Genomic DNA, 25331 nt, shown 5'->3' on the forward strand with positions numbered 1-25331 from the left:
CTATTCAGGTCAATCAGTTGCAAGTTTGGTGATATGATAAGAGATTGTGATTTTTTGAAACAGCTGAGTAAGGAAGAAAACTCATGAAACGCACTCTAGAAGGAACTAACCGCAAAAGAAAAAGAACATCTGGCTTTCGCGCTAGAATGCGCACTCCAGATGGACAAAACGTGATTAAAGCCCGCAGAAGAAAAGGACGTCATCGGTTAACCGTTTAGCGTTGAGACATTCAAAATCAACGAAACGTAGTGCATAGCTCAAATAGACTTCAAAGTCGGTACGATTTCCGAGCAGTGTTTCGAGAAGGTATCCGCTGTCATGGATCTCATCTCACACTGAGAGCCTTACACAAAAAAGCGAAACCGATTGTTAATAATTCTAAGGTGGAGCCAGAAAACTTTGAGTTGGAGGTGGCAACTAAAATTGGTATTTCGATTAGTACAAAGGTGAGTAAACGGGCTGTAGTGCGCAATCGGATCAAGCGTCAGATCCGAGCAGCTTTTCGCAGTTTGTTACCTCAGATATCGCCTGGATGGCTATTAGTGGTTATCGTAAAACCTTCAGTTGTGCAAGCTAAGTGCGATTACGATCAATTTCTGCAAGAATTAGAGCAGTTGTTGACAGAAGCTGAGGTAATCGATGGGCATTCGTGAAGAAGTGTTTTTTGAAGGTGGACCGCATATTGGAGACCTTATTATTAACTTGCTAATTGGATTAACGCTAATCGGTTTACCACTGAGTGTTGGCGCAATTGTCAGAGCCTTGTGGTTACGCTATCGCGTCACAAATCGTAGAATTACAGTAACAGGAGGATGGCAAGGGCGTGATCGCACTGATATTATCTACGCAGAAATTGTCAAGATTGTAAAAGTTCCTCGTGGTCTTGGCATGTGGGGAGATATGGTTCTTACACTTAGAGATGGTAGTCGCTTGGAACTACGTGCAGTTCCAAAGTTTCGCGAGATTTACGACTATATCAACGAGCAAGTAGCTGCCAAGAAAGTTGGTGCAACATCATAGTCTGATAACGATATGAGGGCAGGCTTCTGGTTTTGCTATGAAATGCTAGCGTAGTATTTCATAATATGAACGAATTTTGAACATCGATGTGTTAGTAAAATGACGAAAAACATCAATCCTCCGTTCTCTGCTCGCAACGCCTGACCCTTAGTTCGGATACATTAGATTCAGACAAATTAGAGTAGTTCAGGTTGACTTAACACCAATGGATTTTGGTATCGGGTTTCTTTCTAACAACGTAATGCTGCCGATCCTGGATTTCTTCTATGGGATCGTGCCCAGCTATGGATTAGCGATCGTGGCGCTAACACTCGTCATTCGCCTTGCAGTCTACCCTCTTAGTGCTGGCTCAATTCGCAATATGCGGCGCACGCGAATTACGCAGCCTTTAATGCAAAAGCGGGTTAAAGAAATTCAAGAACGACACAAAGATAATCCTGCAAAGTTGCAGGAAGAAATGAGCGGAGTATACAAAGAATTTGGTAATCCGTTAGCTGGATGTTTACCAGTACTGTTGCAAATGCCAGTACTGTTTGCTTTATTTGCGACGCTGCGCGGTTCGCCGTTTTCTGATATCAACTATACTGTCAACCTGCAAATTGTACCCCAGGAACAAATCGAACGAGTTCAACCAAAAGCCTTTGCGACTTCACCTCAAAATATCTACATTGCCGATGGAGAGCATTATCGCATTAGCGCAATTGTACCTAGTGGTAATAGCTTAGCTGTTGGAGAAAAAACAAAGTTTGAATTTCAAACAGTCGAGGGTAAGCCACTCAAAGAATTAGTGGCTGAACATCCAGAAACTAGTATCAAGCCACGTTGGAGCATCACCAAAGGTCAAGAGCGGATACAGATAGATGAAGCAGGCAATATTGAAGCCTTGCAACCAGGTGAAGCAACAATTCAAGGGACGATTCCAGGAATCGCTGCGGACAAAGGCTTTCTGTTTATTGATGCTTTAGGTAGAGTTGGCGCGTTTGATGCCGATGGCAAAATTCACTGGGATATCGTGGCAATGGTGATCGGCTTCGGTTTAAGTTTATATCTTAGCCAAGTTCTTTCTGGTCAAGGTGCCTCAGGTAATCCTCAACAAGATACAGTTAACAAAATTACTCCAGTCATTTTTTCGGGGATGTTTTTGTTTTTCCCGTTACCTGCTGGAGTCCTGATGTACATGCTCATTGCTAATATCTTCCAAACATTGCAAACTTTTGTTGTTTCCCGCGAACCACTGCCTGAAAATCTCCAAAAGATTGTCGCAGCATCAGAGACGAAAGAGTCAGAAGCCAAAGGACGTGAAGCACTTCCTTTCGAGCCAGGACGTTCTAAGAAAAAAGCTTCAGGATAAGTATGACAGAAGATACGCGAATGCAGCGGGGTCAAACTTGGTTGGAATCGCTGCTCAAACTTATGAGTGTGTCTACAAATGTAGAAGCACACTTAGAAGCAAGTCAAATTCAAGATGGTGCTGCTCAAGAGCCTGACAACTACTGGTTGACAGTTGATGAAACTAAACTTAGCTCAGAACAAATAAAAACTCTCATTGGTTCCGAAGGCAACGTACTTGACGCAATTCAGTATTTGGCTAATGCGACACTCAATTTACATCAATCACAAGGCGAACAAGCATCATATACTGTAGAACTAGACGGTTATCGCATACGTCGCCAAGCAGAAGTGCAAGCGATCGCCTCCTCTGCAGCAGAACAAGTCCGTGCTTCAGGTCAAGAAGTTGAAATCAAGTCTCTGTCGTCAGCAGAACGCCGTCAAGTCCACACGTTTTTGAAAGGTTTCTCAGATTTAGAAACTTTTAGTAGAGGTAAAGAGCCGCACCGTCATTTAGTTGTGCGGCAGTTGCCATAAAATTAGTGTAGAGTCTAGGGGCGTTATTGCGCCCCTCTTACATAATTGATAGCTAACAAGTGATAGCAACAGCTAGACTGTTATTGAAATACTAACCTGTGCCGGAAATACTTGTGTTTAAAAGGGTGGCGCAAAATTATGATGGAAGCAATTTATATTCCGCAGCTAATTAAAGCGCCGGAGAAAACTGAGGCAATTCAAGTTCAGGAGTTTTTACCAGATTTAGAAACCCTGACACCCGTTCGCGGCTGGATAAAAGTTAAACACTGCGGCAACTATTTAGAAGTTTCAGCAACTGCCGAAACAATCATCACATTAACTTGCCATCGCTGCTTGCAACAATATAATCATCGTTTGGTCGTCGATACCTCAGAAATTATTTGGTTAGACGATGCACAACAAACAGATACGCCTTTGGTTGAGCGAGAACTAGCTTTGGAAGACTTGATAGAAACATTACCACCTCGCGGTTTCTTCAATCCTACCCAGTGGCTTTACGAGCAGTTGTGTTTAGAAATTCCGCAAAGGCAACTGTGTGACACTGAATGTCTCGGAATTCAAACGGACAATAACGATGCTTCAGCTGGACTTATTGACAAGCGCTGGGCTTCTCTGCAATCGCTCAAAAACAACTCTAATAGTTAAAATGCAAACGAGTCCTTAATAGCGTCTAGCCCCCAATACTACCATGAGCTTCCATGATGAATTTGAACTGCTACTCCGCGCCCGCTATTCACTAGTTTACATCCCAACATTTGAAGAAGAACGAGTAGAACTAGCAGTTCGGGAAGTTGCACAGCGTCAAGGAAATCGGGCAATTTATACTTGGGACTTTGTCGATGGATACACAAGTAATCCTAATGATACGGGTTTTGGTCGTCGTAACCCGCTACAGGCGCTGGAATTAATTGAAAAACTGCCTGTGTCAGCACCAGCAGTATTTATTTTGCGCGACTTCCACCGATTTTTGGAAGATGTGTCCGTTTGCCGTAAATTGCGTAATTTAGCAAAGCTGTTAAAGTCTCAACCAAAAAATATAGTTATTCTTTCGCCAAAAGTAGCGATTCCTGAAGACTTGAGTGAAGTTTTAACCGTCTTGGAGTTTCCTCTACCTGCAGCACCAGAAATTAAAGCAGAAATCGAGCGGTTACTAGCAGCAACAGGGCAATCACTGACAGGAAAGGTACTTGATGAATTAGTTCGTTCGTGCCAAGGACTATCAATGGAGCGTATTCGGCGAGTTTTGGCGAGGGCGATCGCAACCCACGGACAAATTCAACCTGAAGATGTCGAACTCGTATTACAGGAAAAACGGCAAACAATTCGCCAAACTCAAATTCTCGACTTTTACCCTGCTACGGAAAAGATCTCTGATATTGGTGGATTAGATAATCTTAAAGACTGGTTATTACGGCGAGGTGGGGCATTTACTGAACGCGCCCGCAGCTATGGCTTACCGCACCCAAGAGGCTTATTGTTAGTAGGAATTCAAGGAACAGGCAAGTCACTGACTGCAAAAGCGATCGCACATCATTGGCATTTACCTTTACTGCGGTTAGATGTCGGACGATTGTTTGGCGGCTTAGTCGGTGAATCTGAATCGCGTACGAGACAAATGATTCAAGTTGCTGAAGCTTTATCTCCATGCATTCTTTGGATTGATGAAATTGATAAAGCATTTTCTGGTATTGGTGGCAAAGGTGACGCTGGTACGACAAGCCGCGTGTTTGGTACGTTCATCACCTGGCTAGCAGAAAAAACATCACCAGTATTTGTTGTAGCTACTGCTAATGATATTCAGTCGTTACCACCAGAAATGCTGCGCAAAGGGCGTCTTGATGAAATTTTCTTTGTTGGATTACCCACCCAAGAAGAACGCAAAGCCATTTTTACAGTTCATCTATTGCGACTGCGTCCTCACAACGTCAAAAACTATGACATCGAACGATTAGCTTACGAAACACCAGACTTTTCCGGTGCAGAAATTGAGCAAACGCTCATTGAAGCAATGCATATTGGTTTTAGTCAAAACCGTGACTTTACTACGGATGACATTTTAGAAGCCGCTAGTCAAATTATTCCTTTGGCAAGGACAGCGCAAGAGCAAATCGAGTTTCTCCAAGAATGGGCTGCGGCAGGAAAAGCTCGCTTAGCTTCAAAGCACAGCACTTTAAGTTGTCGTATTCAGCGGCAGATGCAGTGAACTACACGCCAACTACTCGTTCTTGTGAGCTAAAACTCAAATGAGCGAGAATGAAAGGCAACAGGATCGCTGAACTTAGCTCCTTGCTTAACTAGCAATGTGTCACAGGGATCTAATTCTGCGCCAAATTGTAAAGCTTAATAGAGCAACAACACTCGCAATTGTAACTAATGCTGCCATTGCACTCATTCCTTGTAGCTGCATAGCTAGCCAGTTAGAAACAATTGTGACAGTCCATAACGTGATTGCTGTATGCCTTTGAGAAAAGCCCCAAGCTAGTAAACGGTGGTGCAAATGGTCTTTTCCAGGATTACTCAAAGGATTTTTTCCTGCCATCAACCGTAATACGAATACTTGAGTCGTATCGATGACTGGCAAGAGCAGAAACAAGACAGGCGGCACTAGAGCAAACACCGTTGTTACTTTTAGATTACCTAAAATAGTTGTCGCAGCTAAAACGTATCCAAAAAAATAGGCTCCAGCATCACCCATAATGATCCGTGAAGGATGAAAGTTGTGGCGTAAAAATCCCAGTGCGCCTCCTCCTAATGCAGCTAAAAGCAAAGTTGCTGCTGCCCGTGTCTCAAATTGAGCAGAAACTGCAAGTAAGCTCATAGCAGTAATAAAACTTACCCCTCCTGCTAAGCCATCCATTCCATCCATCAAATTAATAGCATTAGTAATTCCAACTACCCACAGCACAGTTAGACATATCGCAAGTAGTGAGTCAATCGGAGTTCCCAAAGGTGCTTCTATTTTGATTCCACTGCTAATCAATAGCAGTGCTGTCAGAATTTGAGTTAATAAACGTACCCACGGCGGTAAGCCAAATTGATCGTCAATAAAACCTACAAGTACTAGTATTGACCCTCCCAGTAAGATTGTGAGTACTTCAGCAAGTACACCTTCAATCACAATTGGTCGTAAGAGAGTAGCCAGTACTAGTGCGGCAAGCACTCCGAAGTAAATTACTAAACCTCCAGCATTAGGCAAAGGTTCTCGATTCAGCCGCCTTTCGTTGGGTTGATCTGCCCAACCAACTTGTAACGCAAACGATCGCACTGGCGGAGTCAATCGCCAGGTGACTACCCAGGCTAATATAAAGGTAAAGATTACCGCTAGCCAGCCGGTTCCGCTAGGGTTGGCAATGCCGAGGGATTGGAGAAATCCGTACAGGTTCATCTATAATAATTCAACCCTTACTGGGAATAATTACACAAGCACGATCGCTATATAAATCAATATGCTACTGCCTTAAGGGAATTCCGTCGCTGATGTAAATCAGGTAAAAATTAGGAAATCTCACATTTTCTCTGGTGAATACTCACCTTTGACTAGAATTGTGCTGTTTCTGTTTAATTTCAGTAAGGCTAGCGATCGCTTATAGTGTATGCTATACTTATAAATCGTTGTCTAATACTTGGCTCAGTAGCTCAGTTGGTTAGAGCAGGGGACTCATAAGCCCAAGGTCGGCAGTTCAAATCTGCCTTGAGCCATTTTTTATCATACATCAAAGCATTAAAAAGTCGGTGTTGTAAGCTTTTCATGATTACTGCCGTTTGAAGTATTACCATTGCTTTGAGTTGATTATTGCTCATTCAGGGTAAGTTTTTACTCTAATTTTAGGCAAGAAATATTATGACGCGAGCAATCGCTATGGTGACAATATTCAAGATAGGAGAATCTGTTGAAGGTACGTGAGGTCATCAAGCTCATAGAGGCTGATGCTTGGGTACTAGTACACGTACCAGAGGAAGTCACTGACAGTACCATCATTCAAAGAAGCTTGAAACGGTTACGATACCTCGAAAGCCATCTCATGATTTATCCTCTGGATTGCTAAATAGTTTTTGAGACAAGCTGCATTAAAAGGTTGAAGTTATGAAATACGCAATCGTGTTGAAAAAGCAGAAGGTAACTACTATATTGTGCCTACGTTCCTGACTTACCTGGATGTGTCGCGACAGGTCAAACCGTAGAGGAGACTTTACAACAGATACAAGAGGCGATCGCGTTTCACTTGGAGGGAATGCTGCTGCATGGTGAGGTAATTCCTAAACTTACTAGCTTGTGCCAATACGTAGATGTTCAAGTACTATCTGTTGAGCAGATTGCTCGTACGTCAGCATAAGTTGTTTACCGCTATTTTGTAGCGAAATCTTCCTTTGTTTTTAGTCAAAGTTTAGGCAAGAAGGAAGCTGCATGAATTATCTCAGCTATTTATCAAGTCTGTGAATGGCTCAAACTATAAAGCAGTTTAAAGTTGATTTAAGCGATCGCTCGATATTTTTGCAGTTTTCTAGAGTAGTATTCCAAATAACAGCTTTTGATTATTCAATTTGCTACCCATTAGTAGATCAATTACGGCTGTAAGTTGTTTGATGTTAATTAGTGGCTTAAAAACTCATTAATTCGCTATTTTAGATACTTGCCGTGAGAATGTTTACCTAAACTTTCCTAAATTTTTTGTATTTCAAATCACAATTGCCCTTTAATATAAGCTATGTAAGATGACGTCATAAAAGCATTCTCTACTTTATGAGTAAACTTTGTTAGCTCTCATTTTTTATGATGATTCTGAGTAGATTACGCCTAAAAGCAAGCTGGGGAAAGCACTTTCAGCAATGTTTTATTTAGCTAAAGGTGTCTTGGTTTAACTTTCTACGACTGAACATCTGTATGCCGAACACTCAATTCACGAGGAATAATCAGCTTTTCACAAAACATCATCAGAGCTATTTCGTAGTAATGAATATCTTGCTTTCATAACATTTAGGGCACTGTTGAGACCGAAGGTAATTAATGTTTTGGCAATTTAAACTGACAAAGAGAACAGCGCAGCGCCAAAGGCGATCGCTATTAGGCGTAGCATTAACAGCAATTCTAGTCAGTGCTTGTGGTAATAATCAGCAGACTACTACTACTACTAGTCCATCTCCAGGTACAACAGCAACAGAGGGTGGAACACTAATCTGGGCACGATATGGAGATGCTGATTCCCTCGACCCGCATCGCACAACAACAACGCTATCGTGGCAAATTTTTGACCAGATTTACGACACGCTACTAGCATTTAATGACAGTGGTGAGATTGTGCCTAACCTTGCTCGCGAGTGGCAAGTAAGCGATGATGGCACAGAAGTTACATTTGTTCTCAATGAAGGAATGACGTGTCACGATGGTACGCCGTTTGACGCGAATGATGTAAAATACACTGCCGATCGCGCCATTGATAGTCAGAATCCTAGCGTAACGCGCGGTGCATGGGGTCCAATTGAAGCTGTGGATGTTGTCGATCCACAGACAGTTCGATTTAGGTTTCAATCGCCGTTTGCCGCTTTTGTTTCCTTTATGGCAGATCCTTTCGCAAGTATGATTTGCGATAGCAATCAAGAATTGGGCGATCAGTTTGGTGTTTCGCAAGCAGTTGGTACCGGTCCTTGGCAGCTTGTCAGTTGGACGCGCGGTGATGAAATTGTGTTAGATAAAAATCCCGACTACGTTCGATATGGTCGTCCAGTACAAAATGAGGGTGCAGCTTATTTAGATAGACTTGTGGTGCGGCAAATTCCTGAAGCCCAAACCCGACTTGCAGGTTTACAAACTGGAGAAGTACAGCTCATTGTTAACCCACCACTCGATGACTTAGATGCGATACGTGGCAACTCTAACTTAGAATTGCACGTTGCAGAAAATACCGGACAGAACTTTTTCTTTGAATTTACTGTTTCTCGTCCGCCATTTAATGATATCCGCGCGCGTCAAGCCGTTGCCTATGCAATCGATATTGATGCTGCATTGCGAGTCGCTTTTGATGAAGGGTTGGTAGAACGCGAACGCTGTCCCATCAGCCGTGGTGTTTTTGGTAACGATCAAGAGTTTTGCGGACAATATAGCTATGAACATAATCCCGATCGCGCCAGACAACTGTTAGCGGAAATGGGTTATAGTGCGAATCGACCGATGGAAGTGATTTTGATGACTTCGACGGGTGACAACCGCGAACGCATGGTACAAGTTTTTCAAAGTCAATTGGCGCAAGTCGGGATTAACGCCAAAATTGAAACGATGGACATTGGTACGCTCAATGCTCGTGTCAAACAAGAAAATGAAAGAACTTCTGGGATTAGTACGTTTGACATGATGGATTGGGCATGGTTCGATCCGGATATTCTTTATCAACTTTGGCATTCGCCTGGGGCGTACAGCGGCTATCAATCGCCAGAATTGGATAAATTATTGGAGCGAACGCGCACGACGGTTGATGCAACTCAGCGGCGAGAAGCTGTTAATGATGTGATGGAATATTTGCTGTCGAATGCTGTACACATTCCACTGTATACACCAGGATCATTGTGGGTTTATGCGACGCGATCGCAGGTGCAAGGCTTTAAGATTGGTCCTTTTAATCGACCTGTGTTTAATGATGTGAGGCTGCAATAGATACATTTTTGGTGGGAGTTTTTGAAACGAACCACAAAGGCGCATAGACGCCCGTAGGGCGGCTTCTCGTAGAGTAGGTCGCAAAGAGAAGAGATGGGGAGTTGCAATTTTGAGGAGTTTTATCGTACGGACTGATGACACGTTATTTTATTAAACGGCTACTGGGTGGTTTGTTTACGATTTGGATTACGACGATCGCGGTGACGCTGTTGATTCATCTTGTGCCTGGCGATCCGGTACAAATTATGTATGCGCAGTCGCAATCGACAACGCCGGAACAAATTGAACAAATTCGCCGCAATCTGGGACTCGATCGCCCAATTTATGAACAGTACATCATGTATATGGGGCGGGTGTTGCAGGGAGATTTCGGGACTACGATTCGGGGTAATCAGCCCGTGTTGGATTTATTGCTTGTGCGGCTACCAAATACGTTGTTGCTTGCTGTAACTAGCTTGATTATTACGATGGTTGTCGGCGTGACGGCGGGTTTTTTTGCAGCGTATAAGCGCGGTACTTGGATTGATACGACGTTGATGACGGGTGCAATTGTTGGGATTTCAGTTCCTAGCTTTTGGCTGGGGTTAATGCTGATCTCGATTTTTTCTGTGCGGCTAGGATGGTTTCCTGTTTCAGGGACAAATTTGAATAATCTCGTTTTACCTGCACTGACGTTAGGATTGGCTAATGCTGCATCGGTATCGCGTTTAACGCGGTCTTCAATGCTTGATGTGCTGTCGCAAGATTATATGCGGACTGCAAGGGCGAAAGGATTAGCAGAAACTCTGGTGCTGTCGCGTCATGCGTTTCGCAATGGCATGATCAATGTCGTCAATATGTTAGGGCTACAGTTTACCTACATGATGGGCGGTGCGATTGTTGTAGAAAATGTGTTTGCCTGGAATGGTATTGGACGTTTGGCAATTCAGTCGATTTTTCAGCGCGACTATCCGACAATTCAAGGCTTTATTCTGATTTTCGCTACTGTTGTTGTCATCGTTTCTATCGTCTTGGATTTACTTTACGCCTGGATTGATCCTCGAATTACATATAACTGATGACTCAGCAAATTACCACACCAACACCACCTGTTGCGCCACTTCCATCTAAAAATAGGGAATTTCGGCGGTTTCTACAGGTTCTGTTTCGCAGCCCTGGTGCTAAGATTGGCGGCGTTATTCTACTAGTAACGACGATCGTTGCGATTTTTGCTCCGGCGATCGCACCTTTTGATCCTCTGGAAATGGGAGTTGGTTCGACGCTGCAACCTCCGAGTGCGGAACATTGGTTTGGTACGGATGATTTTGGACGCGATTTGTTTAGCCGCATCGTTTACGGTAGTCGTCTAACATTACGGATTGGACTCGTTGCCGTTTTTATCTCAATGACGGCGGGAGTTTTGCTGGGGATGGTTGCAGGCTACGCCGGAGGTTGGGTCGAAGCCGTTTTAATGCGGGGCGTCGATGTTTTGTTCTCTTTTACCGAAACGCTGATTGCACTCGCAGCCGTAGCAGTACTTGGTCCTAGCTTAACTAATGCAACGATCGCTGTCGGAATTAGTTCTATTCCTTTCTATGCGCGTGTTACCTACGGTGCTGTGCTGGTAGAGAAAAATAAGGAATATTTTAAAGCCGCTCAAGCTGTGGGTGCAAAGCACTTTCGCCTAATCTTCCGTCACATCTTACCCAATATTCTTTCACCAATTATTGTTGTGGCAACTGTAGGAGTCTCGGTAGCAGTTCTTTCGGCATCCGCGCTGTCATTTCTCGGATTAGGCGCGCAACCCCCCTCACCCGAATGGGGAGCAATTTTAGCCGCAGGACGCGATTACTTTCGCCGTGCGCCTTGGGTGACAACGTTTCCTGGTTTGGCGATCGCAATTACAGTCTTAGGTTTCAATCTCCTCGGTGATGGATTACGCGAAGCCCTCGATCCACAACAACGACGGTCTTGATGAAGAGGTCAGGGTTCGGAGGTCGGAGGTCAGAGGTTTGTTTAAGCGCTCTTAATTAAATATTTTCTCCTCTGCTTCCTCTGCTGACCCATACGTACCAAACTTAAAGCAAAACAGTATTATGGCTCGATTGCTTGATGTTCAAAACCTGAAAACGCGCTTTTTTACTCAAAATGGTGTCGTTCATGCGGTTAATGATGTCTCGTTTCATGTCAATGCGCAGGAAACTGTGGGTATTGTTGGCGAGTCAGGTTCGGGTAAAAGTATCACTATGTTATCGGCAATGCGGTTGATTCCATCGCCTCCTGGCAAAATTGTGGGTGGTGAGGTGATGTTTCAGGGACGCGATTTGCTCAAGTTGAGTGTGCGCGAAATGCGATCGCTGCGGGGAAATCGTCTCTCGATGATTTTTCAAGACCCGATGACATCGCTCAATCCGGTGCTGCGGGTGGAAAAGCAAATGACCGAAGCAATTCAACTGCATTTAGGTATGGCAAGATCCGAGGCTAAAGCAAGAGCAGTTGAACTTTTAGAGCAAGTTGGAATTCCTGGGGCGCGCGATCGTATTCGCAACTACCCGCACCAATTTTCTGGAGGGATGCGCCAACGCGTGATGATTGCGATGGGACTAGCGTGTAATCCTGATTTACTGATTGCCGATGAACCAACGACGGCGCTTGATGTGACAATTCATGCACAAATTGTTGAAATTGTCAAGCAACTAAAAGAAGAACGTGGAATGGCGGTTATTTGGATTACGCACGATTTATCACTACTTGCAGGTTTAGCCGATCGCATCTTAGTGATGTACGCAGGGCAAATTGTGGAACAAGCGCCACTACACGCACTGTATCACCATCCACGTCATCCGTATACAATTGGGCTACTGCAAAGTATTCTGCGTTTAGACGAACAGCGACAAGAACACCTCAAATCAATCGATGGATTACCCCCCAGTTTAGTCAACTATCCGCAAGGATGTCCGTTCGCGCCGCGTTGCGAGTTTGCGATCGCCAAATGCCATAGTGAAGATCCACCGCTAGAACCGGTGGGAGTGAACCACCAAGTCGCGTGTTGGGTAAAACCTGAAGGCGCAGACATTCTGCAAGCATCTCAATCAGCAACCGCCTAATGTCGAGCAACAAAATTCATGGTGCAACCTCAAACGCAACAGCGAAACGACACTTTATTGCGCGTGCGCGACCTTAAAGTACATTTTCCGATTCTACGCGGGTTACTCCAACGACAAGTAGGGGCGGTAAAAGCCGTCGATGGGCTATCTTTTGATATCAAACGCGGCGAAACTTTGGGCTTGGTAGGAGAATCTGGATGCGGTAAAAGTACGACAGGACGCGCGATTCTGCAAATCGAACAACCAAGTGCAGGACAGGTTTATTTTGAGGAAACTGAACTGACGGCATTATCCGGCGAACCGTTACGCCAAATGCGCCGACGGATGCAAATGGTTTTCCAAGATCCATATGCATCGCTCAATCCCCGCATGACGATTGGTGATGTGATTAGCGAACCACTGGAAATTTTTGGTTTAGCCGCAGGGCGCGAGAAACAAGCGCGAGTTCAGTACCTTTTAGCAGTCGTCGGCTTAAGTCCAGAGTTTACTTATCGTTATCCGCACGAATTTTCTGGGGGACAACGCCAAAGAGTTGCGATCGCACGGGCGTTAGCTGTTAACCCTGATTTTTTAGTATGTGATGAACCAATCGCCGCATTAGATGTCTCGGTTCAAGCGCAAGTCATTAATTTAGTGCAGTCACTCCAACGCGAATTAGGACTTACTTATTTGTTTATTGCGCACGATCTGAGCGTTGTTCGGCATATCTCGGATCGCATTGCGGTGATGTATCTTGGTAAAATTGTCGAACTTGCCGATCGCGTATCGCTATACGAGAATCCGCTGCATCCGTATACGCAAGCTTTACTCTCTGCAATTCCGATTCCCGATCCTACTGTAGAAGCAAAGCGCCAGCGAATTGTTTTAGAAGGCGATGTTCCTAGTCCGACAAATCCTCCGAGTGGCTGTCGTTTCCACACGCGCTGTCCTTGGGCAATTGAACGCTGTCATCAAATAGAACCAGAATTTCGCGATGTAGGCGATGGGCACTATGTCGCGTGTCATCTTGTTGATGCATTGGGGAAATTCGATCCGGCGCTTGGCGACTGAAGTCGCAGCTACATAAACTAAGTCCACCTTCGTGGACTCATAAGAAAATTAGAAACCTGTGAAGGCAGGTTTTGTCAGTTTCAACTGCTAAGCTACCACAACAAGTTGATCTTTAGCATACCAACCGCGTTCTTGAGCGCGATCGCGTGCTACTACAGGAACATCGTTGCCGACAAAATGCTTGTGCAGCATTTGCACGCTGAGCATATGATTAATAATCGCATCGAGTTGCACTCGGTCTGACACTGGTGTATTTGCATCGCTGTGACGTTGCAGAATCTTTTGTACGCCTGCAACATCGAGTAACCCTGCTTCTTCGATCGCTTGTTTTGATAAATAAGTTGCCGATAACGCCTGCATCGCCCGTTGTTTAACCGGATCGGTATGCGATGGTGGAGCCATGAACGCAAACTTTTGTCGCTCGTAAAGTGCTTTTGGTAAAAGCTCGCGCATTGTTTCGCGTAGGATATATTTATCTTTACGTCCCCGTAAGCGCATATTTTGCGGTAGCGTGACGGCGAATTCGACTAAGGGATGATCGAGAAACGGCGGACGTGCTTCCATCGAGTTTGCCATATCGACGCGATCGCCTGCCCAGCCGAGAACTTGTGACTCAAACTGAGTTTTTATCCATATATATTGCACTTTGTCAAGGGGATGACGTCCCTCAATTTGGTCAGCATCAAGGGCATTGGCAACAGCTTCCCCTGGCGAGTAATTTTGCAGTGCAGCACGGCGATCGGGATGAAGTAAACTCGGAACATAGGCAGATGCGGATAACCACGATTGCAGGCAACTTGGCGTAAAGCCCACTAAGCTTGTGAGTGCTGGATCGTCTAAAGCTTTTTCCGCTAAGAGATTGCCTTTAAACAGGCGATTACTTTCTGCCAGCCAATCTTCCAAATCGGCGCGTTCTTCCGGTGAGGCATCATCCATACCGTGCAAAATCATATCAAGTCGCAGTTGCGGATACCCAGCAAACAGTTCATCCGATCCTTCCCCCGTAACAACCACTTTGTAACCGGCTTTGTTGACGTGTTCGCTCATCAACAACTTAGCAACAGTAAAAGTGTTATAAATACTGCGTTCTGTGTGCCATAGCGTACGGGCAAAGTGGTCGTAAAGCTGATTGCCATCGACCATCAAGACATCTTGGTCTGCACCTGTTGCTTGCGCCATTTCGCGGGCGATCGCAGTTTCGTCGTAGTCGCGATCGTCAAATCCAATCGTAAAGGCTTTGACAGGTGATTGCTGACTTGCAGCGGCAATACCCATAATCGTACACGAGTCGATACCGCCAGATAAGTAACACGCTACAGGAACATCAGCTTCAAGTCGCAATTGGACAGCTTCAATAAAACGGCTGCGTAGTTCTTCGATGTACTCTTCATCTGCTAATCTTGCTCCGCGTTCAGATTGACGCGGGAAGTTCAAATCCCAGTATTGTTTGGTTTTAACCTGTAGTTGTCCATCATGACGCTCAACAATGACCATTTGCCCAGGTTCAACTGCGTAAATTCCCTCAAATGCCGATGTTCCTGGTACAATCAATTGCATCAGTTGATGATAAAGTCCTTCAGAGGAAAAGCGGCGCTGGACTGCTGGATGTGCAAGTAGTACTTTAATTTCTGAACCAAAGACTAGACCTTCGGGCGTCATTGTCCAATACAAAGGTTTGACACCAAAGCGATCGCGCACTAGCGTCAGTCGATCTTTGGAACGTTCGTAAAGCGCAAAGGCAAACTCGCCGCGTAGATGTGGTAACGCACCTTCTAACCCGTAGCGATCTGTTAAGTGCATTGTCAGTTCCGTATCGCTCTTGCTGCGAAAGCGATAACCCAGCGAAGTCAGTTCGGCACGGATGCGCTTGTAGTCGTAAAACTCGCCATTGTGGGCAATCATGTACTGCCCGTCGGCGGAAACAAACGGCTGACGTCCGCGTTCTGGATTGAGGTCGATAATTGATAATCGGGCATGGGTGAAGCCAACACCGCAATCGCTCATAATTTTGACACCGAATCCATCTGGACCGCGATGATACTGAATTGCCGCCATCGCCACTAGAAAATCTGGATTCACGGGACGAGCCGGATCGTGGTGCATGACGCCACCAATACCGCACATAACAATACCTTGGCTTACAACATGAGATAACTGCTCTTATTCAGCAACAATTTAATTCAGATTGCAGCTGATGTTAGCAATGCGAGATTCTTGGGAATAGTTAAATACACGACAGTACACACCAGTACATAAATGATATAGAAAAATAATGTTTCTATACAGGACTCATTAGGTAAATACAGGGAATCATGACATTCTCAATTGTGGCTTGGGATTCAACAACGCAAATGACAGGGGTTGCAGTCGCAACAAAGCATCTAGCAGTAGGGGCATTAGTGCCTCATGCCAAAGCAACAATTGGGGCGATCGCAACTCAAGCACAAACCAACCCGCTGTTGGGAATTGGGGGTATTCAATTACTAGAACAACGAGCAATTAGCGAAGGGACTCTTGACGAAATTTCTGTCGAAGATATTATTTACCTGTTGCTTAAAGACGACAAAGATCGCGACCATCGGCAATTACATTTAGTCGATCATAACGGTCACACTGCGGCTTGGACGGGGAAAGAGTGCATCGATTGGGCAGGACATTTTACGTTTCCCTACTTCTCGGTAGCTGGTAATATGCTTGTCGGCGAACAAACCTTGCTGGCAATGGCAGAAGCATATCAGGCAAAAGAAGGTATGGAGTTTTCTGAACGGTTACTGCAAGCTTTAGAAGCTGGGGAAGCTGCGGGTGGTGATAAACGGGGTCGTCAATCGGCAGCTATTTATGTTGTCAATCAAGATGTCTATCCTTATCTCGATCTGCGCGTCGATCACCATAACAACCCGATTGCGGAACTACGCTATTTATTTGAAGAATCGCGCAAGGACTACTATCAGATGTTTCGGCAGACAATGCCCACACGACATCCTCGGACTACAGAAGCTATTAGTTTAAATCCTGCACCTTGGTCTTCTACTAAAGCACAACAACAAAAGAGTGTTAGCGCTACCGATGCACCGTTATCTGCTTGATTTCTCGATTTTATCTTTATTCTCTGAGGCAACGCAAGCAAAGAGGAAAAACTAAAATCAGCACAAGTGCTTCTATTGGCAGTTGAAACTGCAAGGGGGTTAGGGCAAACCCCCACACAATGAAGATTGCGCCTGATATTGCTGTTGCTAGGCGATAGACATCGTCTTTGAATTTTAGACTTATCCAGACGAGTCCGATACCAACTACTAAAAAGATCAAGTGAGTTAAAGGCATATTGTCTATATGTAGAGATCAGGGGGACTACACTAGCAAAGAACAGTACAATCGTCTTTGGTTAATGCCAAATGCAATAAGGTTTGAAATCATGTCAACAGTTGAGACAAAATCAAGTTCTGTATTCCAACGAGTTCTTTTTACCTTCATTGCATTACTTTTCGTCACTATCTGTGCATTAGGTACAAAAATTGCCTTTTCTGGAGAACCGCAATTATTTGCTGGAACGCGCCCTGATAACATTGGTGTTCATGCTGGTCAATTAGCACCTTGTCCTAGTACTCCTAACTGTGTCAATAGTCAAAGCCAGGATGCAGCACATCAAATTTTACCTTTAACTTACAACTCAACTGATCAAGCGGCAATGGCTCACCTCAAAACAGTGCTGCAATCTTTTCGACGCGTAAAAGCGATCGCCCAAACAGAAGATTACATTTATAGCGAATTTACAATTCCTGTTGTTGGATTTGTTGATGATGTTGAATTTCTGCTTGACAAAAATGCCAAAGTGATTCATGTTCGTTCAGCTTCGCGGTTAGGCGAGGGCGATTTGGGAGTCAATCGGCGTCGAGTTGAAACTATAAGAGCTAAATTCAGCGAATCTGTATAAATAGCGGATGCCCTACGACTGAAGTCGGGGCTATTTAAACCAAGTGTGCCTCCGCACACTAGAGTTAAAAGTGTTGAGGGAATAAAACTATAGCTTGTTAGCTAGTCCACGCAGGTGGACTTTGTTTGTTTAGCCGCGAATTTATTCGCTCATGCCGACAATTTAGCCAAGGCTAAAATTGTCTTGACCAATCTTGAAACCAACGCTCAACAACAACTTTCGTTTGGGTAAAAAATTCAACGGCGTGATGTCCTTGTCCGTGCAAATCGCCAAAGAAACTTTCCTTCCAGCCGCTAAAAGGGAAGAAAGCCATCGGTGCAGCAACGCCAATGTTAATTCCAAGATTACCAACTTCAGCTTCGTAGCGAAATTTCCGTGCAGCAGCCCCACTTGAGGTAAATAAACACGCCATATTACCGTATTGACCGCTGTTTACAAAAGCGATCGCATCATCAACTGTATCGAGATGAATTAATCCTAATACAGGACCAAAAACTTCAGTCTGGGCAATTGTACTGGTAGGCTCGATATTCTCAAGTAGCGTTGGTCGAATAAAATAACCTTTAGGATAGTCAGTAATTTTTGTTTGCCGACCATCAACAAGCGGCGTTGCACCCTCAGCGATTCCCTGCTGAATCAATTGTTCTATTCTGGCTTGACTTTCATCTGTAATGACAGGTCCCATTTGTACGCCTTGATCCAATCCGTAACCAACAACGCGAGTAGACGCCGCCTCGGCGATCGCTGCGGTAAATGTTTGACGTGCTTCTCCAACTGTCACCGCTAAGGAAGCTGCTAAACAACGTTGTCCAGCGCAACCGAAGGCACTATCAGCAACAATACGAGTTGTCATTGCCATATCAGCATCAGGTAGTACAATGACCGGATTTTTAGCACCACCTTGACATTGAGCGCGTTTACCATTTGCTGTCGCCCGACTATAAACATAACGCGCTACAGGAGTCGAACCGACAAAGCTAATTGCACGAATTGCTGGATGATCGAGAATTGCATCGACCACTTCTTTAGCGCCATTAACGAGATTGACAACTCCTTTTGGTAATCCTGTTTGTGCCAAAAGCTGCATCACTTTTTGCATCGTTAGTGGCACTTTCTCGGAGGGTTTAATAATGTACGTGTTACCACAGGCGATCGCATACGGCATAAACCAAAAGGGAATCATCCCTGGAAAGTTAAATGGCGCAATAACTGCTGCAACTCCTACAGGTTGTCGAATTAAAATTTCATCAATCCCTTTAGCGATATCTTCCGAGTTGTAGCCTTGCATCAAAATTGGAATTCCGCAGGCAACTTCTACATTTTCAATTGCCCGTTGCAGTTCCCCTTTTGATTCTGCTAAAGTCTTACCGCACTCTTGTGTAATTGTTGTTGCTAAGTCCTCAAAGTTCTCTTCTAACAGTGCTTTAAGTTTAAATAAATACTGCACTCGTTCCCCAGGCGGAGTGCGCCGCCAGATGCCAAATGCTGTGGCTGCGGCTTTTGCTGCTTGTTCTACGTCTGCTGCTATTCCTATGGGAACCTTAGCCAGTATTTCTGCTGTTGCAGGATTAGTTACATCCAAATACGTAGTAGCACTAGACTCACACCATTCGCCATTAATGTAGTTTTGGAGAACAGTGGCACTACTCATAATAATTTACTCTGATACTAAACTCTATTCATTATCGGGGTAATGATTGACAATTTCTTGGAAATTTGAGTGCTTGGCGCATAAATTCGCAGCTAAACAAACCTCATCCACCAATTTAGAGTTATGAGTCGTGAAGTGTTGAGTGTTGAGTTTAAGAGAGTCGTGAAGTGTTAAGTTAAGAATGCCATCAAGGTCTTCTCATAACTCATAATTCAAAATTCAAAATTCAAAACTTAAAATAAATGCCTCCAGCACACTGCACAAACACAATTTAGAACTCAAAACTCAACACTTCACGACTCTTAACACTTTGTTTAGGTAGTACCGACTTCAATCGCGGGGCATCTGTGATTCATAGCCCTAGCTAGCTGAATCAATTAATCTAAAGTTTAAACTAAACAGGGATGCTAGTTATAGCATCCCTAGTATGACTACTCTTCTACAACCTCGCGAATTCGCTGTTCTAAGCGTTCTAAGTCAAGTCCACCCTCGTCACGAGCAATTCTACGTACTGTTGGATTAACATTACTTAAATCCATAAGTAAATCGTGTAGAATCTCCTGCTGTTGACGTGATTGAGTGACTTCACGCGGTTCTTGCACTAAGTCGCGGACGATTGAGTCTTCAGCACGAGAAGCAACAATAGGATCTGTTTGTCCTTGGAGATGTATAAACGTACGTCGTCCTGGTCCGCGTTCTTCTTCAATAGGAATAACTGCTGTTACTTGATCCGATCGCACGTATTTTCCAAAGCCAAGATGTACTAATACTGATGATTGTATTCTCATTTAATTTAATCAAATAATCTTTCTTTCACATATATCTATTATCCTTCAATAAAACTTTACTTTAAAACGATAACTGGAGCGGTTTTTACACATATTTATAGCGCGTTTTCCCTACAAAATTTTGAATAGATTATTCGCAAAAAGAGGAGGGTTTCATTTAGGTTTATATACAGCTAATTATTAATTTGTAAATTGAAGATTATGTATAGAAAAATTAGTTCTATACGTATTACTTTGCCTTTGTTCTTCAATTCTTTAATTTGATAGTGAAAATGTACTGAATGACAAGAGTTTAGAACAACACTATTTACTAGATATCGCTAAAATTTGAGATACAAATCTTTCTGGATGTTCTGGAGTAACAATAATTGTGCGATCGCGCAACTTCAGAACTACTGCTTTACTCGGATCTGTCGCATAAGCTTGGTAATTGCCCAATTTCCGGTTGTAGAACTTTCCAGAGTAACTAAATAACCCACCATTTCCCCACTTACGTAGCGAGTTTCGCATTGCTTGTGGATTTACCTCAGCGGCAGTTAAGTTCCTTAAATCAATTTTTGTGTTCCAACCAATGCGCTGAATATAAAGTGTATCGTCGGCGATCGCATAGCCACGAATACTGAAGAATACAGACGTCAACAGAATCACCAAAGGAATCACAACCATCGCCACTATCCATGCAATATCACTACGAGGACCACTCAACAGCCCAACTAGAATAACTCCCAGCAGCAGTGCAGAAATTACCGTGGTGATAGCAATAAGCGATATCGCCCAAGGCGCCTTAAATACTTCATTCATGCTTCTCTCCTATGACTGTTTATCATCGATGACAAAAGCTAAGTCATCCGGTGTATTGCAGTTAAAGAGCATTTCCGTTGCTGATAAAGGTAAAACGCGTACAGGGTGTTGCGCTAACCAAGCTTGAAACGATCGCCCTCCTTGGGCAATAAAATCATTTAACAGAGGTAAACAACTACGGCGGTAGAAGCCGCATAAAGGTTCCCAGCCTTTTGCATGACGAGGTAAAGCAGCGATCGCATTTTGAGGAATAGTTTCTAGTTCTCTTGCCCAGTCTTGTAACACTTCGACTTGCAATTTTGGTAAATCGCAAGCCAGTAACAAAATCCAATCAGTTTGCACGACAGCGAGTCCTTGAGCGAACCCAACTAATGGACCATGCGGTAACGGTAAAGTTATTTTGGTTGAAGACGAGTTACCTACAGTTTCTTGAGGCAGCGGTACTTCACGAACAAATTGGCAATGCTTGAAAGATAAATGCTGATAGTTTTCTGGTGTTGGTGTCACCACATAAACTGCGTTGCATAAAGTACCAGCAATATCACAGATTAATTGCAACAACGGGACACCCTGAATGAGGATCAAGGCTTTATCTTTACCCATGCGCGAACTTTTCCCACCAGCTAAGACAATTGCGCTTAGCTTCGATGATTTTAAGTTGGAATCAACATTATCCGCCATCGATTTAATGGATTATTTTAAACTGCTAAATAGCGCCTTAAGAAACTTTCCAAAGTTTCTAGTTTTAAATTAAACACTGACTCCAAGTGTGCAATTTCATCATGCGTACAGAAAAACTCATTAGCAAGTAAAGTGCGAAAAGTACCCAGAGTTTTTTGCACTGAAGGATTTAACAATCCTAATACTGTCCGCAAACCATCAACAACTAATAAAGGTGAATTAATAATAATAGGCTCTTGATTAAAAACGCGACCAAAAATGCGGGGAATGTCTTCCCTCTGTAAAATTTCTGGTCCTCCCACTGATAAAACTTGGTTTTTTGCTCCAAAAACTGAAATCGAATTTACTACCATTTGGGCTAAATCGTCTGTACTAACAATTGATGTGCGGTTTTTGGGATCGCCAATTAATAAATACATTCTTGTTTGGCGAAATCGTTCTGCAAGTGATAGCAGATTTGAAGACAATCCAGCGGGGCGAAAGATTGTATAATTTAGACCACTGCTTTGAAGATATTGTTCTACTGCTCGTTTTGCTTTAAATGTAGGAGCATCTTCGTAGCCGCGATCTGCACCTAACACCGAAATAAACACAAAATGCCTTCCTTGTTGTGCTAGGGCACGATCAATCAACTCAATATTTGCACGATAATCAAGCGCCAGAGGATCGCCATCTGAACCATGAGTGCTGATGATGTACTGCACTCCTTGACAAGCTTTTTGAATATCTTTTTCTTGGCGCAAGTCACCAATAAAAATTTCTGCACCTCGGTGTTCTAACTCACCGTAGCGAGAATTGAGGCGGACAAAAGCACGTACGGGTAGTTCTTGTTGTCGCAGCAATCGTACCACTCTTCGACCAATTTGTCCTGTTGCTCCTGTGACTAGAAACATAGCCGCATTTTCCCTGAAGATTTTGGATAATAGATACCACCTGCAAGCTTAATCTCAAATTTAAAAGCTAAAATTTAAACTTCAACAACTACGGGAGCATGATCGCTCGGTTTGGATAACTTTCGTGGCGTGATATCAATAAAGCAGCTTTTTGCTTGTTTGTATAGATCAGCAGTGAGATAATGATGGTCGATTCTCCAACCTAAGTTACGCCGAAAAGCTCCACCACGATAGTCCCACCAACTATAGTGTCCTGCTTCAGAAGTAAACTTACGAAAAGCGTCACTAAAACCTAGTGCTAAGATTTCGCGCAGTGCTTGCCGCTCCAGTTCTGATGCCATAATATTTCCTGTAAGGTTAACAGGGTCGTGCAGATCGCAGTCTTCGAGTGCAATATTGAAGTCACCACAAATACAAATGTTAGCTGATACAATTAAAAGTGACTGTAAGTATTCGCGCAACACTTGCAACCAGCGCAATTTATATTCGTATTTTTCACCGCCTACCGCTGCACCATTCGGTACGTAGAGGTTAATAATGCGAATACCTGCAATAACACCAGTAATCAGGCGTTTTTGCGTATCAATTTCTGAAAGTGATGTGGCAATCGCCTCACCTAAAATTGGTGTAAAACCTGTACTGACATCCGTTAAAGGGGAACGACTGAGAATCGCTACACCATTATAAGATTTTTGTCCTGAGACATAAACGTGATAGTTAAGTTGCTCAAAAGGCGATCGCGGAAAATCTGCATCGACAACTTTAGTTTCTTGCAAACACAGTACATCAACGGGGTTTTGCTGCAACCAAGCAACAACGTGTTCTTGACGAGTCCGGATTGAGTTAACGTTCCAAGTGGCAATTTGCATCAAGTAATTTGCAATAAGCACGAGCTATCTTTAGCCTATTAGTCTGCCACACCATTGGGACTAGATTACAGATTATTTAATTCGGTGCGCATAATTTATGTATCGCACGTTTCTCAACCGAGAAACGGGAGGACAAGGAAACTGTATGATTTGGTGACTGGGTAAGAACATGACTCTAGTTTCCAATCTTTAAGTTACATTTATATTTACCGATTAATTATTATTCAATTTCTAATTCCTGCTTTCTGCGTAGTAAAATTGGCGGCTGTGTGATCAATCCTACAAGATGATCGCTAGTGAAGCAAAGACTCGATTTATTTTCTTCAATTGGAATTTGAAATAAAAAGCTGTCTTGTTTTCCTTGGGTTCGCGCTAGGAAAGCTGCAATCAAGCTACGAAGTAATGGATTATCCGATTTGACTTTAATTTGATACCGAAATCCCCCATTGAGCAGAATTTCGACTAATACTTCTTTAGCACTATCATTTGTTGGAGAAGCTGCTTCAACAATATTTATTTCCGTGTCATTAGGCATCTTATTCTCCTTACAACAGCATAAATAATAAACAAACAATACAAGAAATCACACCTCTAGTCTATGAACTAAGAAAGGTGTGATGGAAATTAATAACGCTTAAGCCAAGATAATACTGCTGCTGTTGAGTAGGCTTTTACTTGATACCATTTAACCAAGTCGTATTCTAATATACATGAGGACATGAACGATGATTCAAGTACAGCACTCGCTTGAAATGGACAGAATCAAGGAGACAAAAGATATCTTAGTTAACTATTTAGGTTTAACATCGCGAAATAGTTCTTTAGGAACTACGCCATGAATTCCCTTCACAATATCAACAACTTGTGAAACTTCAAAGTCAATTGCTGCACTACCAATTAATAAAGCATCTTGCTTTGTTATGCCATACTTACTATTAGCAATGTCTAAATATTCGCGGACAGATTTCTTCATTGCCTCATTTAAATCTTCATCCAATCCAACTGCAATCCAAGCATCTTTAGTTTCTCCCATTGGTGCATTTAACTTCATATTTTTATGTAAAACAAGCTCAAATGTGGGAGTTAAAGAACATTCAATTGCCGTTAAAGCAACTTCACCGTTAGCTTGCGCGCAGTGGGGATCTCCTGCATAAAATAAAGCTCCAGGTACTTGAACTGGCAAATATAAACTCGAACCACGACCAAGCAACTTGATGTCAATATTGCCACCGTAGTTACCTGGGGGTACAGAGTTTACAGCTTCTTCTCGATCAGCAGGAACGACGCCCATAATACCCATAAAAGGATCTAGAGGTAGTTGAATTGGAGGCAAGTTGTTTTCTGGCTGAAAAATCCCTATTTCACGCTTGATATCTAAAGGGATTACTCGCGAATAAATGGGAGCATTATTTAGGGGATATTCTCCAGGTAGTGCGCCTCTACTGTGACGATTAGAAATGACACCGTAAGGAACGCGGTAGTCAATTGCCAGCGTTTTGATTTCTAAAGTATCTCCTGGTTGCGCACCTTCTACATAAATTGGACCTGTAATGACGTGAGGACCAGGACCTGTTTTCTTGACTGCAGATTTTACTTTAAGTTGGTCTGGTAAAATCTTATTTTGAGTCACTTTACTTTTGGTATTTTGCGGAATTCCACCTTGATTAAAAAAGGCAGCAGTATCTCCTTGATCGGGTAATATTCCTTCATGCGACACCGTTTGCATGATGATGCGATCGCCTGAACGCACCCGCGCAATCGGACGAGAGTCAGGCTTAAATAATTCTCCCCAGATTACATTGTCCGGAGTAGACATAATGCGATGCGTTCGTAAGGGTGTAGCTGTAGGTGAAGACCAAGCTATCCCACTCAAACTACACAAAAGTAACCCTATTCCTGCGACAACTCCTACTACCTGCCATTTATGAACTAATCTTTCCAAGACTCTTTTGATCTTAAACCGCAACCCTACATTATTCCTCATTTGCCCACACCATCCACAAAGCCGTTCTAAACAACAAATTGCACAATTTTGTTGCCTACACTTTT

Annotated in this window: 25 protein-coding genes, 1 tRNA gene and 1 pseudogene; 16 read left to right on the top strand and 11 right to left on the bottom strand. The window is 43.5% G+C overall.

Features of this window, described 5'->3' with window-relative positions; all coding sequences use genetic code 11:
* Window positions 1-83: 83 nt before the first annotated feature.
* From rpmH to IQ230_RS05670, 7 genes are all read left to right on the top strand, one after another.
* Entirely contained in the window at window positions 84-218 is a 135-nt protein-coding gene (gene rpmH / locus IQ230_RS05640) for a 50S ribosomal protein L34 (RefSeq protein ID WP_015189368.1), read from the top strand.
* 30 nt (window positions 219-248) lie between these two features.
* The gene (gene rnpA / locus IQ230_RS05645) at window positions 249-653 is read left to right on the top strand and encodes a ribonuclease P protein component (RefSeq protein ID WP_193931080.1); all 405 of its coding nucleotides are present in this window, start codon (window positions 249-251) and stop codon (window positions 651-653) included.
* Window positions 640-1020 carry a PH domain-containing protein gene (locus IQ230_RS05650; protein WP_193931081.1) on the top strand — a complete coding sequence of 127 codons (381 nt, stop codon included), beginning with the start codon at window positions 640-642 and terminating at the stop codon, window positions 1018-1020. Before rnpA ends, IQ230_RS05650 begins: the two co-directional genes overlap by 14 nt.
* Before the next feature lie 205 nt (window positions 1021-1225).
* Complete coding sequence (gene yidC / locus IQ230_RS05655; RefSeq protein WP_193931082.1) at window positions 1226-2371, top strand: membrane protein insertase YidC; 1146 nt, start codon at window positions 1226-1228, stop codon at window positions 2369-2371.
* Window positions 2372-2373: 2 nt separating this feature from the next.
* Entirely contained in the window at window positions 2374-2886 is a 513-nt protein-coding gene (locus IQ230_RS05660) for a Jag family protein (protein WP_193931083.1), read from the top strand.
* A gap of 141 nt (window positions 2887-3027) precedes the next feature.
* Complete coding sequence (locus tag IQ230_RS05665) at window positions 3028-3531, top strand: YceD family protein (protein WP_193931124.1); 504 nt, start codon at window positions 3028-3030, stop codon at window positions 3529-3531.
* Between the two features lie 43 nt (window positions 3532-3574).
* Window positions 3575-5089 (top strand): AAA family ATPase, encoded by a 1515-nt coding sequence (locus IQ230_RS05670; protein WP_193931084.1) that lies wholly within the window; start codon window positions 3575-3577, stop codon window positions 5087-5089.
* A gap of 102 nt (window positions 5090-5191) precedes the next feature.
* Here IQ230_RS05670 and IQ230_RS05675 read toward each other — a convergent pair whose 3' ends face one another.
* Window positions 5192-6271, bottom strand: coding sequence for an MraY family glycosyltransferase (locus IQ230_RS05675; RefSeq protein WP_193931085.1), 1080 nt, complete (start codon window positions 6269-6271; stop codon window positions 5192-5194).
* 240 nt (window positions 6272-6511) lie between these two features.
* Between IQ230_RS05675 and IQ230_RS05680 the strand changes: the two genes are divergently transcribed.
* From IQ230_RS05680 to IQ230_RS05710, 7 genes and pseudogenes are all read left to right on the top strand, one after another.
* A tRNA-Met gene (locus tag IQ230_RS05680) sits at window positions 6512-6585 on the top strand.
* Window positions 6586-6970: 385 nt separating this feature from the next.
* Window positions 6971-7220 (top strand): annotated as a pseudogene (locus IQ230_RS27855) (type II toxin-antitoxin system HicB family antitoxin).
* Between the two features lie 671 nt (window positions 7221-7891).
* Window positions 7892-9532 (top strand): ABC transporter substrate-binding protein, encoded by a 1641-nt coding sequence (locus IQ230_RS05690; RefSeq protein WP_193931086.1) that lies wholly within the window; start codon window positions 7892-7894, stop codon window positions 9530-9532.
* Between the two features lie 134 nt (window positions 9533-9666).
* Window positions 9667-10590 carry an ABC transporter permease gene (locus IQ230_RS05695; RefSeq protein WP_193931087.1) on the top strand — a complete coding sequence of 308 codons (924 nt, stop codon included), beginning with the start codon at window positions 9667-9669 and terminating at the stop codon, window positions 10588-10590.
* Entirely contained in the window at window positions 10590-11486 is an 897-nt protein-coding gene (nikC, locus tag IQ230_RS05700; protein WP_193931088.1) for a nickel transporter permease, read from the top strand. Before IQ230_RS05695 ends, nikC begins: the two co-directional genes overlap by 1 nt.
* Before the next feature lie 121 nt (window positions 11487-11607).
* Window positions 11608-12618 carry an ABC transporter ATP-binding protein gene (locus tag IQ230_RS05705; RefSeq protein ID WP_193931089.1) on the top strand — a complete coding sequence of 337 codons (1011 nt, stop codon included), beginning with the start codon at window positions 11608-11610 and terminating at the stop codon, window positions 12616-12618.
* Window positions 12619-12636: 18 nt separating this feature from the next.
* On the top strand, window positions 12637-13668 hold the full coding sequence (locus IQ230_RS05710) for an ABC transporter ATP-binding protein (protein WP_193931090.1): 1032 nt from the start codon (window positions 12637-12639) through the stop codon (window positions 13666-13668).
* Window positions 13669-13755: 87 nt separating this feature from the next.
* On the opposite strand, the gene asnB is transcribed toward IQ230_RS05710, so the two are convergent.
* The gene (asnB, locus tag IQ230_RS05715) at window positions 13756-15792 is read right to left on the bottom strand and encodes an asparagine synthase (glutamine-hydrolyzing) (protein WP_193931091.1); all 2037 of its coding nucleotides are present in this window, start codon (window positions 15790-15792) and stop codon (window positions 13756-13758) included.
* Between the two features lie 188 nt (window positions 15793-15980).
* On the opposite strand from asnB, the gene IQ230_RS05720 reads away from it, so the two are divergent.
* Window positions 15981-16754 carry a DUF1028 domain-containing protein gene (locus tag IQ230_RS05720; RefSeq protein WP_193931092.1) on the top strand — a complete coding sequence of 258 codons (774 nt, stop codon included), beginning with the start codon at window positions 15981-15983 and terminating at the stop codon, window positions 16752-16754.
* A 16-nt stretch (window positions 16755-16770) separates the two neighbouring features.
* On the opposite strand, the gene IQ230_RS05725 is transcribed toward IQ230_RS05720, so the two are convergent.
* Entirely contained in the window at window positions 16771-16989 is a 219-nt protein-coding gene (locus tag IQ230_RS05725; RefSeq protein ID WP_193931093.1) for a hypothetical protein, read from the bottom strand.
* Between the two features lie 91 nt (window positions 16990-17080).
* Between IQ230_RS05725 and IQ230_RS05730 the strand changes: the two genes are divergently transcribed.
* Complete coding sequence (locus IQ230_RS05730) at window positions 17081-17599, top strand: DUF1499 domain-containing protein (protein ID WP_193931094.1); 519 nt, start codon at window positions 17081-17083, stop codon at window positions 17597-17599.
* A gap of 172 nt (window positions 17600-17771) precedes the next feature.
* Here the strand turns inward: IQ230_RS05730 and IQ230_RS05735 are convergent, their stop codons facing one another.
* The 8 genes from IQ230_RS05735 to IQ230_RS05770 form a co-directional block, all read right to left on the bottom strand.
* Window positions 17772-19250 (bottom strand): CoA-acylating methylmalonate-semialdehyde dehydrogenase, encoded by a 1479-nt coding sequence (locus IQ230_RS05735; RefSeq protein WP_193931095.1) that lies wholly within the window; start codon window positions 19248-19250, stop codon window positions 17772-17774.
* Between the two features lie 431 nt (window positions 19251-19681).
* Window positions 19682-20038, bottom strand: coding sequence for a hypothetical protein (locus IQ230_RS05740; RefSeq protein ID WP_099703706.1), 357 nt, complete (start codon window positions 20036-20038; stop codon window positions 19682-19684).
* A 303-nt stretch (window positions 20039-20341) separates the two neighbouring features.
* Window positions 20342-20839, bottom strand: a complete 498-nt coding sequence (locus tag IQ230_RS05745; RefSeq protein WP_193931096.1) for a PH domain-containing protein — start codon at window positions 20837-20839, stop codon at window positions 20342-20344.
* A 9-nt stretch (window positions 20840-20848) separates the two neighbouring features.
* Entirely contained in the window at window positions 20849-21520 is a 672-nt protein-coding gene (locus IQ230_RS05750) for a molybdenum cofactor guanylyltransferase (protein ID WP_193931097.1), read from the bottom strand.
* A 17-nt stretch (window positions 21521-21537) separates the two neighbouring features.
* Window positions 21538-22413: an SDR family oxidoreductase gene (locus tag IQ230_RS05755; RefSeq protein ID WP_193931098.1), complete on the bottom strand. Its 876-nt coding sequence runs from the start codon at window positions 22411-22413 to the stop codon at window positions 21538-21540.
* A 74-nt stretch (window positions 22414-22487) separates the two neighbouring features.
* Entirely contained in the window at window positions 22488-23282 is a 795-nt protein-coding gene (gene xth / locus IQ230_RS05760; RefSeq protein WP_193931099.1) for an exodeoxyribonuclease III, read from the bottom strand.
* Window positions 23283-23502: 220 nt separating this feature from the next.
* Window positions 23503-23817: a hypothetical protein gene (locus tag IQ230_RS05765; RefSeq protein ID WP_099703702.1), complete on the bottom strand. Its 315-nt coding sequence runs from the start codon at window positions 23815-23817 to the stop codon at window positions 23503-23505.
* A gap of 255 nt (window positions 23818-24072) precedes the next feature.
* The gene (locus IQ230_RS05770) at window positions 24073-25266 is read right to left on the bottom strand and encodes an acetamidase/formamidase family protein (protein ID WP_193931100.1); all 1194 of its coding nucleotides are present in this window, start codon (window positions 25264-25266) and stop codon (window positions 24073-24075) included.
* Window positions 25267-25331: the final 65 nt, after the last annotated feature.

This window comes from Gloeocapsopsis crepidinum LEGE 06123 (assembly GCF_015207655.1).
In the GTDB taxonomy this organism is placed as follows: domain Bacteria; phylum Cyanobacteriota; class Cyanobacteriia; order Cyanobacteriales; family Chroococcidiopsidaceae; genus Gloeocapsopsis; species Gloeocapsopsis crepidinum.